At 57.8% G+C, this 12,017-nt stretch carries 11 protein-coding genes and 1 pseudogene; 1 reads left to right on the top strand and 11 read right to left on the bottom strand.

The window, feature by feature from the left end:
* Positions 1-45: 45 nt before the first annotated feature.
* From pqqA to AABM54_RS23760, 6 genes are all read right to left on the bottom strand, one after another.
* The gene (gene pqqA, locus AABM54_RS23785) at positions 46-120 is read right to left on the bottom strand and encodes a pyrroloquinoline quinone precursor peptide PqqA (RefSeq protein WP_003194766.1); all 75 of its coding nucleotides are present in this window, start codon (positions 118-120) and stop codon (positions 46-48) included.
* Between the two features lie 144 nt (positions 121-264).
* Complete coding sequence (gene pqqF, locus AABM54_RS23780) at positions 265-2,730, bottom strand: pyrroloquinoline quinone biosynthesis protein PqqF (protein ID WP_347902354.1); 2,466 nt, start codon at positions 2,728-2,730, stop codon at positions 265-267.
* A gap of 48 nt (positions 2,731-2,778) precedes the next feature.
* Positions 2,779-3,573: a carbon-nitrogen hydrolase family protein gene (locus tag AABM54_RS23775; RefSeq protein WP_347902353.1), complete on the bottom strand. Its 795-nt coding sequence runs from the start codon at positions 3,571-3,573 to the stop codon at positions 2,779-2,781.
* A 12-nt stretch (positions 3,574-3,585) separates the two neighbouring features.
* Positions 3,586-5,268, bottom strand: a complete 1,683-nt coding sequence (locus tag AABM54_RS23770; protein WP_347902352.1) for an FAD-dependent oxidoreductase — start codon at positions 5,266-5,268, stop codon at positions 3,586-3,588.
* A 140-nt stretch (positions 5,269-5,408) separates the two neighbouring features.
* Entirely contained in the window at positions 5,409-5,870 is a 462-nt protein-coding gene (locus AABM54_RS23765; RefSeq protein ID WP_150708514.1) for an Lrp/AsnC family transcriptional regulator, read from the bottom strand.
* Between the two features lie 134 nt (positions 5,871-6,004).
* A complete protein-coding gene (locus AABM54_RS23760; protein ID WP_347902351.1) occupies positions 6,005-6,706 on the bottom strand; it encodes a hypothetical protein in 702 nt (233 codons plus the stop codon).
* On the opposite strand from AABM54_RS23760, the gene AABM54_RS23755 reads away from it, so the two are divergent.
* Positions 6,700-7,563, top strand: coding sequence for a hypothetical protein (locus AABM54_RS23755; RefSeq protein WP_347902350.1), 864 nt, complete (start codon positions 6,700-6,702; stop codon positions 7,561-7,563). The two genes, AABM54_RS23760 and AABM54_RS23755, sit on opposite strands and share 7 nt — an antisense overlap.
* Here AABM54_RS23755 and AABM54_RS23750 read toward each other — a convergent pair.
* From AABM54_RS23750 to AABM54_RS23730, 5 genes and pseudogenes are all read right to left on the bottom strand, one after another.
* Positions 7,509-8,999 carry a hypothetical protein gene (locus AABM54_RS23750; protein WP_347902349.1) on the bottom strand — a complete coding sequence of 497 codons (1,491 nt, stop codon included), beginning with the start codon at positions 8,997-8,999 and terminating at the stop codon, positions 7,509-7,511. The two genes, AABM54_RS23755 and AABM54_RS23750, sit on opposite strands and share 55 nt — an antisense overlap.
* Positions 8,996-9,610 carry a hypothetical protein gene (locus AABM54_RS23745; protein ID WP_347902348.1) on the bottom strand — a complete coding sequence of 205 codons (615 nt, stop codon included), beginning with the start codon at positions 9,608-9,610 and terminating at the stop codon, positions 8,996-8,998. The genes AABM54_RS23750 and AABM54_RS23745 overlap by 4 nt, the downstream gene beginning before the upstream one ends.
* A 320-nt stretch (positions 9,611-9,930) precedes the next feature.
* Positions 9,931-10,305, bottom strand: a complete 375-nt coding sequence (locus tag AABM54_RS23740; protein ID WP_347902347.1) for a hypothetical protein — start codon at positions 10,303-10,305, stop codon at positions 9,931-9,933.
* A gap of 239 nt (positions 10,306-10,544) precedes the next feature.
* On the bottom strand, positions 10,545-11,597 hold the full coding sequence (locus AABM54_RS23735; RefSeq protein ID WP_347902345.1) for a hypothetical protein: 1,053 nt from the start codon (positions 11,595-11,597) through the stop codon (positions 10,545-10,547).
* Between the two features lie 54 nt (positions 11,598-11,651).
* A pseudogene (locus tag AABM54_RS23730) lies at positions 11,652-11,750 on the bottom strand (IS5/IS1182 family transposase); the annotation flags it as partial.
* Positions 11,751-12,017 lie beyond the last annotated feature (267 nt).

Below are 12,017 nucleotides of genomic sequence, written 5' to 3'. Positions count from 1 at the left end.
ATAAAAACGCCCCGGACGGGCCGAGGCGTTGTGCTGCGCAACAAATCAACGGCTGGCGAAGTACATGGTGACTTCAAAGCCGATACGCAGGTCGGTGTAGGCAGGTTTGGACCAGGTCATAAAAACGCTCCTTCAGATTGGGCTGTATACATATAGTCCACCTCCGGCAGGAGATGTTCGGATGCATGGCAGGCTATGTTACTGAAACGTTTCCGCTAATTGGAGGCATCTGCCGAAGAAAGCCCGTTACAGCCCCGGTAAAGATCAGTCTGTCGGTTGCCAGGTGTCATCCGGGCGAGCACCGCTGGCCAGGCATCTGCGGCCTCCTTCTGCGTGAATCAAGCGCCTTGCCGCGTCGAGCAACGCGCTGCGGTCCAGTCGGCACACGGCCTGTTGTAACTGAAGCAGGTAATCCGACGAGTGGCCACCCAGTTTGCCCTGCCACAACAATTCAAAGGCCTGGGCAAGTGGCATGGCATTGCCGTCGAGCTGCTCGGCCAAGGCCTGTTGCTGATGGATCAACGCCTCATCATCGAGCGTCGATATCAGATCCGGCAGTTGGGTGAGGAACAACTCCAGGCGATCGAGCAGTTCGTTCACCGGCGTCTTCGGCGATTGCACGCCGAACAGCAAACCGGTTTGGCCGTTGACCTGTCGGACGCCACTGAACACCGCGTAACCCAATTGCAGTTCGACCCGCAGACGTTGGTAGAACGGCGTTTGGCAGACGTGGGCGAGCATTCGCCATGCGGCCTCGTCGGCCAGTTCCTGAGTCGGTGTAGGGCAAAACAGCAGCAAGGCGTGTTCGTTGCCTGCACAGGGCAGCTCAGACCACAGACGTTGACCGGCAATAGACGCCGGTGCGCTCATCTCGCTGTCGGGAATACCGGGCGCGCGGCTCAAGGCGCGGGTGATTGCGGTTTGAGCGGTGGCCGGCAGACCTGCGGCCAGTCCTTCCCAGCGTGCGCTGGCCCAGATTTGCTGGAGGTCATCCGCCGTGCCTGGCTGAGCGCTCGGGTTTGGCTGTTGCCCCTGACACTGCGCGGGCAGCGCCTTGAGCAATTGGCGAATCGCAATCAGCGGCGCAGGTGCGTCAGTGTTGAGCCAGGCATCGGCGGCGGGGTTGGCCAGGCACTGCAACGCCTGTTCAAGAATCGCCGGCATCGGCTCATGCCATCCGCTCATCTTCAGCAACCATTGGTTGCCGGTTTCACTGAAGGACAGCTCGACGCCCGCCTGAAGCGCGTCGTCGCACAGGCTTTGCAGGCTGCGAGCGAGCGTTGGCTGAACATTGGCAGGCACTGCGGGGTCGAGATGCCAGCGCAGGCACAGTGCCGCTTCGCCATTAGCCTGCGCCAGTGCGGGACTGAACTGCATGGACGAGCGCTCACGCCGGCCTCGCGTGCGGTCCTGAGCGAACGTGCGCAAGCCGCGATGGGCGCTGGTTTGCCCGCGAATCAGCCCGGCTGGCGCGGGTTCTTCAGCGCTGTGCAGGAATGGATTGGCCGCAGGCAGTTGCCAGGCGACGCTCATGTTATCCACAGGCGTCGGGTTGATCTGTTGCAGGATCACGCTGAGGGCAACGACACCTGTGTCCGACAGCCGGGGTTCCCGTTGTTCGCCGTCCAGTCGGGCCAGCGCCAAGGCGTTGCTGGCCTGGTGCTTTCGCTGTTGCAGCAGGGCATATTCTTCGCGCAACTCAGACGTTTCGACATGTTCGGCAAAGAAACCCAGCCAATCGTTGAACAGCTCACGGAGAGTCTCGGCCTGTGGGGTGGCGGTGGCGCTCAGTTTAAACTCGACCTGCAACAGCGCTTGTCCGGCGAACTGGTACAGCGGCGCGGCCTTCAGGCTCTCGATCAACTGGCGCTGGCGCAACTCGGCGAACAGGCCACCGGGTTTCGCGGTGTTCAGCCACGTGCAGAGAAAATCCAGTGCCTCGGGGGACGAATCCGGCAGTGCTTCAAGCGCAAACAGCAGGTTCAACCGGCGTTCGTCAGCCTGTTGATAAGTTGACTGCGAAGCTGCCATCAATGCTGGCGGCGCACTTTGCGGCTGATGATTTGCGACGGCGAAGTCGGCGCTCATACGTTGCGCCAAGTTGCGCAGTTCATCCAGCGGCTGCGGGCCGGCGAGGCTCAAGGTCATTTGGCCGGTGTGATAAAAACGCTGATAGAACCCGCCCAGCGCTTCTTGGAACTCTGGGTTGGACACCGCCAGGCTCGCGCGATTGCCTGCGTGAAAGCCCCGCAACGGGTGATTTGGCGCCAGACCATTGAACAACGCCTGCTGTTGCTGCGCCGACACATCCAGGGACCAGGCGTGGTACTCCGCTTCCAGCACTTCCCGTTCACGCAGTTGATCGTCCGTGTTCAGGCGCGGGTGGGCGAGCATGTCGCACAAGCGCTCCAGCCCACCGGCGAAGGATTTGGGTGGCAATTCGAAGAAGAAGTCAGTGGTGCGTTCACGGGTTTGTGCATTCACCTGCCCACCGTGACGTTGCACGTAAGCCATCAGCCCTTCACTGGCAGGAAAACGCTCGGTGCCGAGGAACAACATGTGCTCAAGAAAGTGCGCCAGCCCAGGCCAGGCCTGCGGGGCGTCGTGGCTACCCGCCGCGACCCGTAACTGGGCTGCGCAACGCTTCAAACCGGGGGCATGACGAAGCGAAACCCGCAGGCCGTTGGCCAGGGTTTCGGTGTGGGGGTGAAGGTGGGTCGGCGCAGGCATGAGCACTTCCGCTACTGAGGAAGCGCTCATGCTAGCGAAAACCAGGGGTCAACGCTTGTTCAGTGCGTCGTACAGTTCGGGGCGACGGTCGAGGAAATAGCGATTGGCGGCCCGGGAGTCCTGCATCAACTGCCGGTCCAGCGTGCCAACGATCAACGCCTCATCCAGACCTGCCTGGGCGATACGGCTGCCGTCCGGCGCGGCTATGCTGCTTTGCCCGCAATAGTGGATGTCGCCTTCACGCCCGCAGTAGTTGGCGTAGGCCACGTAGCACTGGTTTTCGAAGGCCCGCGAGCGCACGGTCACGTCGGCAATGAAGTCATAGGGAATCATGTTCGCCGTGGGCACCAGGATCAGCTCGGCACCGGCCAGGGCCAGGCGTCGGGCGTTTTCCGGGAACTCCAGGTCGTAGCAGATCAAAAAGCCGAGCTTCCAGCCATTGAGCTCCACAATCGGAAACTCATCCTGGCCGGCGCTGAACATCGAGTGGTCGAGATCGCCGAACAGGTGGGTCTTGCGGTAGTTGCACACGCGCTCGCCTTGCGCGTTGATTAACTGCACGGCGTTGTAGATCTGCCCGTCCTCGGCGCGCTCGGGGTAGCCGTACAGAATGGCGACTCCCGAGATTCTGGCAATCCGTGCGATCTGCTGCGTCGACTCACCGTTGTGCGCCTCGGCCAGGACGCTGACCGCGTCGACACCGATGTTGTAGCCGGTCAGGAACATCTCCGGGAACACTAGCAGGTCGGCGCCCTTGGCTTCTGTCGCAAGCTGTTGCAGACGTTGCAGGTTACCGGCAACGTCAAGCGGCAGCGGCGGGCATTGGTAAAGGGCTACGCGCATTTCAGACTCCTCTTACTCGGGCAGGGCAATCGGCCCGATTTCATGGAACACATCACCTGGACCCGGGTTTTCGGCGTGAGTTTCACCGCCGAAGTGATTCATGATGCCCCACACCGCGTTGAGCGAAGTCTGCACCGCGCCTTCGACCCAGGCCGGCGTCCATGACACGTCGTCGCCGGCGATAAAAATCCCGCGCTGTTCGGTGGGCATGTCCTGCTGCATAAAGTGCGCATACATCCGCTGGTTGTAGCGGTAATGGCCGGGCAGGGCGCCTTTGAACGCACCGAGGAAATGCGGGTCGGCTTCCCATGACACAGTGATCGGGTCGCCGATGATACGGGCGGCGATGTCGACTTTCGGGTAGATCTTTTTCAGGGCGTCGAGCGCCAGTTTCACGCGTTTTTCGATGGGTTGCGGGAGCATTTTCAGCGCGTCGCTCATCCACGAATACGACAGGCAAATCACCCCGGGTTTGTCGTCACCATTGTCGAACAGGTACGTGCCACGGGTCAGGCGATCGGTGAGCGTCATGCTCATCAGGTCGCGGCCGGTTTCCGGGTCTTTGTCTTTCCAGAACGGGCGGTCGACCATCACGAAGGTTTTCGAGGACTGCATGTAGCGGGTGCGGTCCAGGGCCATCCACATTTTTTGCGAGAACAGCGACTCTTCGCACTCGATCTGCGTGGTCAGCAGCCAGCTCTGGCAGGTGGTCAGCACGGCCGCGTATTCGCGGGTATCGCCCCAGTTGTCGGTCACGCTGAAGCGGCCATCGGCGGCACGCGAGATGCGTTTGACCCCGGTCCGCGGCGCGCCGTTGTGCAGCGAGCTCAGGCTGGTGCCTTCCGGCCAGTGGGCGCAGCGCTCCGGCACATGGCGCCAGATGCCCAGCGGCACTTGTTCCACGCCGCCGACCACCAGGTGTTGGTGATCGTCGCAGTTGGTCATCACCACGCGGAAGATTTCCAGCATCGAGTTCGGGAAGTCCGAGTCCCAGCCGCCCGTGCCGAAACCGACCTGACCAAACACTTCGCGGTGATGGAACGACAGCTTGGCGAAGGCTTTGGAGGTGGCGACGAAGTCGTAGAACGTCCGGTCATCCCACAGCGGAACCAGAGTGTTCCACAGCTCTTTGAGACGTGGCACGTCGCGGTCGCGGATCGCTTGCTGGATCTCGCCGAAGCGCGAACCGTCTTCCAGAGCGTCGGCCCACGCGTCGGCCACTTCCTGGAACAATGCAGGAAGGTCGGCGAGTTTCTGTGCGTAATGGGTCTGGCCTTCCAGGTCGATCACGGTACTGCCGGACGCCGGAGTCAGCGGGTTGGGGAAGGGTTTGGTTTGCAGGCCGAGCTTGTCGACGTAGTGATAGAACGCCGTGGACGACACCGGAAAACGCATGCCACCCAACTCGGCGATGATCCCCTCGGCGCCTTCGAAGGCCTGGGAGCGCAGGCGCCCGCCCATTTTCGAGGCTTCGTAGACGACCGGTTTCAGGCCCAGCTTCATCAGTTCATAAGCGGCCACCAGACCGGCGATACCCGCGCCGACAATCGCCACTTCCGCACCGTGGTTGTGCGCCGGGATGCTGCCCAGACCTGCCGGGTGCTCGATCCAGTCGTCGAAGGCGAATGGGAAGTCCGGGCCGAAAATGGTGACTGGTTTTTTACCGTCTGCAGGATGGCGATTATTCTTGTTCATGGCTGACCTTGCTGGCGACTCGCACGGGGTGCTGAGTATAGAAAAAGACAGCCGTCATTCTAGGGAGCGTAGCGCACGTTAATAAGACGCAATGTGTCGTCGTTTTGCATGTGATTGATACGATATGACGATTGCACTGGTCAGACTGGCTGACCGCGATCGATCTTGCTGCTGAGGATGATCGAGGTGGTGGTCTTCTCGACGCCGTCGACGCTGCCGATCTGGTCGAGCAATTGGTCGAGTTGTTCCGGTGAGTCGGTGCGCAGCCATGCCACGTAATCGAACTCGCCGCTCACGGCGCATAACTGCTGAACCTGGGCCATGGCGCTCAAGCGGCGCAGCACTTCCTTGCCGGAGCGCGGTTGCACCTTGATGCCGACATACGCCTGCAAACCGCCATCGACCACACGTTGCCCGAGGCGAACGCCATAACCAGTGATCACCCTGGCCTTTTCCAATCGCGCCAGGCGCGACGTCACCGTGGTACGGGCGATGCCCAGTTGCCGGGCGAGCATGGCCACGCTTTCGCGAGCATTGATCTGCAACGCGGCGATCAACTGCCGGTCGATTTCATCGAGGACGGGAGGGCGGGTGTCAGGCAAGGTCTTCTCCGGCGGCACGCATCAGTGGACGAGCATGTTACCGCCTCGCGGGCAGCGATGCTTGCAAGCGCTGGAGGCGTTTCGGGTACAAAAAAACCACGCAGTGCGTGGCTTTTTCATAGGGCTGGGTGGGGTTAGCGCATTGCAACGTTCACCGCGTCCCAGACAATGGCGGCCATCTCGTCAACGGTGCGTCGGCGTCCGCTGCTGTCCTTGATGGCGATTTTCGCCACGGCAGGGTCATCCGGGAGCTCCCGGAAGTAACGGTTTACGGCCTGCTGCAGGTCCAGCGAGGCTTCGTGAATGTCGGCTTCGCCTTCGGCATAGGCCCGGTTGGGGTCTTCGGCGCGGTTAAGGTGGTGGCCATCGCGATAGTAGTCGTCGTCCGAAGACAGCACGATTTCCAGGTTTGGACGCGGCAGGTCATACACGTCGTATTCCAGCCAACGCAGCAATTCGTCCAACTCTTTACGGCGCTGATCGTCTTCGATCTTCGCGCCCTGAAAAGCGATGTTGGAGGCCACAAAGCGGTCGCAGATCACCACCGAACCGTTGTCCAGCGCGTCCCGAATGCTTTGGCGTGCCACCAGGCGATCTGCTGCGAACGCCAGCCCGAGGAACTCGGGCGTCACCTGCCCGAAGTTCCCACGCAGGAAGTTACCGATCAGCTTGCCGATGGGCGTGCCAGACTTGTTGGGAAAATCGAAGGTGACGATGTGCCGGCCTTGCGACTCGAGCCGGCGCTTTAGAATCTCGAATTGGGTAGACTTGCCGAGCCCATCGCCGCCTTCGATGATGATCAAGTAACCAGACTGGGAATTGGGAAGGGATGCCATTGAGAACTACTCCGGATAAATACGCACACGCAGATGCCAACAAGCTATTTTTCAGATCGAAGCGTTACTTCATCTGCGTTTTTTCATTCATTTTTGTGGCAGGACTCGCTCTTGTCATCCTGCCGGGTCTGATACCGGTTGTCTTTCCGGATCTGAAACTGATCTCTCCCGGAACGGTGTTCATTTCGGGGGCGCTGGTTTCTATTGGCACATCGTTTATTGCAGGCGCAATGATCTCTTTTGCGACGCTATGGATCGATCATTTACGAAGTGGCGAACAAGTCAGGATGACGGAGCTGATCAGTACGGGGCTGGTGGCTGCTTATCCGCAACGAAATCTGGGGCAAGAATACGGTGTGCTGGTCGCTCGCGCCAAGGTTATCGATGTCACAGGTTACACATTGACGGCGTTCAGTGAGCAGAACAAAGAGCACTTCATCGCGTGTGTGAAGGCGAAAAAGCCGATTAAGGCGCGAATACTCTTGGTCGACCCCGATTCGGAGGCTGCCGGAATCATGGCCGCCGCAGAAAACAAAGAAGTGAGCCAGTATCTCGCATCGCACAGAACCCTCATCAAGAGCCTGTCAGGTCTCAAGGGCGTACACATCAAAATCACCAAACGGCATCTGTCCATGATGGTTTATCGGATCGACGACGTTCTGTTCACCGGCCCGTATCCATTCACGGGTAACAGCACCACGGCGACCACTTTGAAGGTGGGCCGTGGCTGGTTATTTGATCGACAAATGGAAGATTTTGATCGGTTATGGGAGGAGGCTGCTCCTTACACGCTCGATGAACCTCAACCGATCGTTGCCGCACCGCCGAGCGCCCCAACGGCAACCCCCGCGGCCTGACCGTAGATCACCGCCAGCGCATCGCCTTGCTGGACCTGTGCACCGTCGCGGCACAGCAGTTCGATGCCGCCACCGGCCACCACTCGCACACCAGGGGACGGCTCCAACCGGACGTTCACCTGGTTGTTCGCCACGTCAGCGAGCGCAATGGCGTCCCACGTCAGGTTGCCTGAGCGTTCGGCCCGCAATGTCGCCTGGGGCAAATCGCCAAGGATTGCCTGGCGCGGGTCACGGGCAAAGGCGCGAAGGAACGTGTTTTCGGCTCCATGGTCTGCCCACAACGTCACCATTGCCTGGAACGCTTCGCCGCTGGCTATTGCCTGCTTTGCGCGTTGAGTGACGGCGTTGGGGTCGAGTTTTAGCTGGTGGGCAAAGGTGTGCAGGAACCCTAGCGCAGTGCTCAGCTCCAATTGTCCTGCCTCGTCAGGCGCTCCCCCTCGCAACAGTTCGGCAATTTCCACGACTTCGGTGCTGGCGCCAACCGAACGGCCCAGCAGGCTGGCGGACTGGCGCAACTGCGCCACGATGGTGATGCCATTGCTACGGCCAATGTCCTCGCACAAGGTGCCGAAAGCCGCTGCTTCAGGGGCGGTATGCAGAAACGCGGTCGGGCCGTGAAGAATGTCGAGAATGATCACGTCGGCCGGCAAGGTGATTTGCTTGGACATGATGCTGGCAGCCATCAGGCCGGTGTCGGCTACCGTGCCGGTTTCGCCCCGGATCCGGTACATCATGGCGTCGCGGGGGCACAGTTGGGCGTCAGCTGCAAAATAGCGCACCGGTTTATCCCGGCCATCCCAGTGTGGGAGTTCGCTGACGCTGGACACTTCAAAACCCGGTATCACCGAGAGCTTGTCGCGGGTTCCACCGGTATGGGCCAGTCGGGGGGCGACCAGAAACGGTGAACACCAATGGAAGTCCGCGGCCAGGGCTCTCATCAGCGGGGGCAGTAACAGCGCCTGTTTCTCTGATATGCCTCCAGTCGGGTAGCGCCGTGCAGAGACAACCGCATGCCGGTGGGTGCGCGGTGAGGCGCCTGCGAGGAAGCGCGTGAGGTGTTGAGCCTCCTCGGTTTCGATGCCGCGAAGGAACGCATCGGCCAACCAGTAACCGGCGGCAATTTCAGTCTCGTCGCTTGACTCTTGCGGATCAAACCAGTGCGAGGCGACCCGCTCGAATACCTGCGGCGAGGGCGCTTGGCCAATAAGCGTTGCTGCCTCAGTGCCATCTTCGAACAGCTCCCGGACGACGGCTTCTGCCTGCTCGACCGCCAGTGCGGCCTCAGCGGCAACTGACAGGCCCAAAGCTTGCTTGAGCCGCAACGCACTGCCCGATTGCGCCGGGGTCAGAGGGCTTGAGAGCACCGGGTTGGCCGGCGTCCCGTTGCGGACAGCGGCGATTGCCTTGGCCAGGGTCAGGGCGGCTGACTCGTTCATAGCTCGACCCCGATGGCGACGGCGACCCGACGGGCAGTGTCCTCGGGCGTCGAGGAGGCCTGGTTCACAACAATCAGGCTTGAGCCGTGCGCTTGTTCTGCGGCCTTGCACGCCTGCAGCATTTTCTCCTGCATCTCGAAGTGTTTGTTGAGTTCGGCGTTGCGGTCGAAGTCCCGATCTCGCCGGCTCATGAACTCCGTCCAGGTCGCTTCGTCCAGGCTCAGAAACACAATCACGTCGGCTTTTGGAAGCGTCTCCCAGTCAGCGTCCACCATGGCCCTGGCGGCCGGGAAGTACGGATCCTGACGAGAAACCAGCCATTCAAAGGCGTTATCACCGAGGTAGCGGGCGATCAGGACGTCGTAATAGCTGTCGATAATGGCGGTCTTGTTGGTCTTGCGGGTTGCATCGGCCTTGAACAGCTGAGGTACACGAACCGTCCGGAACCAGCTCAGTGCGGTAAAGGCTCCGCTGGTTTCTCTTTCCCTGACCAGATCAGGCCACGCTGACTCCTCGGGCTCCAGATGAACCTCGACCTCCATCAACCGGGCCAGTGCCTTGGCGGTAGACGATTTTCCGGAGCTGGGCAGCCCTGCAAACGCAATCAGCATCAGTTATTTCCCTATTTTTGCGGGTTCCTTGAGAGGCCACCATCGTGGTGTTCTCGCATTATGAGGGCTCATAGATAAAGAAATTGACGACAAAAGGCCATCATTCATTGGTCCAATGTTTCCGAGAATCGGTATTGGCCGCGAACGTGGGATGGTCGAGCCGCTTCAGCACTTTCCTAGGCTCTGTACGAAAACTGCCTGCGTGTCGAGCATGCTGCGTTAAAAACAGGCTCGGAATGCTCATTTACACCCCGTAAACTCCGCTTCCTCGCCTGTTTTTGCCTTGCCTGATCGCCACTCGGCGACTTTTCGTACAGGCCCTAGGGTTTAAAGGATGCTCTGACTTCGCCGTGCTTATCTACGGTGCCTATTATTTTTCTGACGATGTTATAGCTACCCCCATCGTCATTGGTTCTTTTATCATCAAGAAAGATCGTAATCTTTTCGCCTGGTGTATAACCACTTGTCTTAATGAGGAACCCCGCAGTGTCCCCAGAGGATGCACTTTTAAGTTCGGTAGAAAAGTCACTTTCCATCCATGTCGCCGATATGATTTCTTTACCATCATCGTATGATGAAGTGGTCGCACTTCCTGTGCGCTCCGTCGTTTTGATCGGGGTAGGATAAACTACATTGCTGCAAGCCGTTGTCAGGAGGCTCAATGCGCAAATTACTACGAAGGATGTAAGTTTCATTGCTTGCTCACTGTATGGTTTTCACAGGGTGACGTGCTTGATGTCTTTGGCTCAAAGCTATCATGTTTAAGTAATATAAGAATGGTTGACTGATTTAGGGTGTGGCCGAGAAAGGCGCGATACGACATGATCTACAGTCTTTATATATAGCGTCCGGATCATGGTGTCACTGGCACTGGCTCGGCTTTTCAGAGTGGCCTTACTATAATGTTAATGAGCAATTGATGCGTTTGAAATGGTTATTTTTGCTTGATGAGATAAAGATTGTCATTGGCTGAAAATAGAGAATATTTTAAATTTGGATTTGTGTAATAGGCAAAGTTTACGAGTAAGCTCTCTTTCGGTGGAAAGGTTTCACCCTTGAAGTCAGTGCGGGATAAATTACCGTTGTTTTTAAATTTTAGACTGCTTTCACCCACCGTGACTTGATAGTAACCCACGCCATCCCAGCGGTAAGACATGTGGCAGCCAACCTGATCTGGGGCGCAGAATTTACTGTGCGTTTGTTTTTCAAAATAAGGAATCATAATGTTGCTTGGCGGTATGTATCGTCCAAAGCTACGTTCAATGTCAGTGAAGTTTGTGAACAAGGTGTTGGTGCCAGATATGCCTTTGCCAGAATGATCAGAGTCTAATGAATTTCCGTGCAGGATGTACCACTCGCCCGTTGAGTTAAGATAATATATTTTTCGAATTCGTCGCTTGTTTTCTTGTGTGCTGATCTTTTTCCAAACGTCAACGTTATCCAGTCGTGCGCTTTTTCTTACGACCTCTTTATAGTAAGCATCGACCTGTTCTGTACTCCAGGCTAACGCTTGATTGACGGGAATAAACGGTTTATTTGTATGGTCACCGTTGAATGGCCAGGTGGAGTAGTAAGCCTTCTCTTTGTTTACCAGGAAAGCGCCGTCAACCATTTCTTCATTGCCCGTTTTTTCCTTTATCAGGAGGCTTCTTGTAAATTGATGTCTGTCAATGATATTTCCAGAGGTGTCCAGTTTGTAGAATTCGTACAGGCGGGTACTGTCGTCAATATCTGTTGCGACTTTAATGATGACGTTGTTTGTGACTTTATTGATGTTGTGTTCGACGGTAGCCATCGGTGGAGTTTTAAACCGTTCAATGGTGTAATTCTCGAACTCTGTGATTTCGTCGATGTATTTATAATCTGCGAATTCAGTGGGTAGCGTTTCTATGTTCTCGCTAAAAAAAAGCGGGGGAGAGTCTTGATAACCGCAGCCCGCCAATACGGAGAGTGCGAAAATGGTAACAAATGAGATGATTAGGTTCATATATACGATTTTGATCCGTCAAGGAGGCTCGTTACTTATGCCGTAATCCTGCTAACTGCTCAGTCGCGCAGCTATCGACCAGATTGTTTCCTGTTCCGCATGCTTCGATTGTTTGGCAGCATCAGTGTAGCTCGCATCGCCATAGACGTACGTTCCTCCACCATAAGGCCGCCGATGCAGGAGTGTCGTGCTGCGCGTACTCAAACGTGGCCGCTGCGAGGCGGAAAAGGCGCTTGTAGAGCGTCTTTCTAGTGTTGCCGGCGTCGGTCTTTGCGACTTCAGTAGCTCATGCGCGCTGGGTTCGAAGGCTTTCCCCATCGGTTCCGGCGTGCGATATGCGGCAGTGTGATCCAGGCACCCAAGTGGGCTTGATCTAGCCGCGGGCCGGTAAATCGCATCTGCGTAGGTCGTTGAGTGTAG

This window comes from Pseudomonas purpurea, assembly GCF_039908635.1.
In the GTDB taxonomy this organism is placed as follows: Bacteria; Pseudomonadota; Gammaproteobacteria; order Pseudomonadales; family Pseudomonadaceae; genus Aquipseudomonas; species Aquipseudomonas purpurea.
The sequence above is the reverse complement of the archived record's forward strand: the minus strand, read 5'-3'. Positions and strand labels throughout refer to the sequence as shown.

Coding starts and splice junctions, on each gene's coding strand:
- pqqF (WP_347902354.1), bottom strand. CDS start 2,730: ATGCCTGCGCCGACCCACCTTCACCCCCACACCGAAACCCTGGCCAAC.
- AABM54_RS23775 (WP_347902353.1), bottom strand. CDS start 3,573: ATGCGCGTAGCCCTTTACCAATGCCCGCCGCTGCCGCTTGACGTTGCC.
- AABM54_RS23770 (WP_347902352.1), bottom strand. CDS start 5,268: ATGAACAAGAATAATCGCCATCCTGCAGACGGTAAAAAACCAGTCACC.
- AABM54_RS23755 (WP_347902350.1), top strand. CDS start 6,700: ATGCCATTGAGAACTACTCCGGATAAATACGCACACGCAGATGCCAAC.
- AABM54_RS23760 (WP_347902351.1), bottom strand. CDS start 6,706: ATGGCATCCCTTCCCAATTCCCAGTCTGGTTACTTGATCATCATCGAA.
- AABM54_RS23750 (WP_347902349.1), bottom strand. CDS start 8,999: ATGAACGAGTCAGCCGCCCTGACCCTGGCCAAGGCAATCGCCGCTGTC.
- AABM54_RS23745 (WP_347902348.1), bottom strand. CDS start 9,610: ATGCTGATTGCGTTTGCAGGGCTGCCCAGCTCCGGAAAATCGTCTACC.
- AABM54_RS23740 (WP_347902347.1), bottom strand. CDS start 10,305: ATGAAACTTACATCCTTCGTAGTAATTTGCGCATTGAGCCTCCTGACA.
- AABM54_RS23735 (WP_347902345.1), bottom strand. CDS start 11,597: ATGAACCTAATCATCTCATTTGTTACCATTTTCGCACTCTCCGTATTG.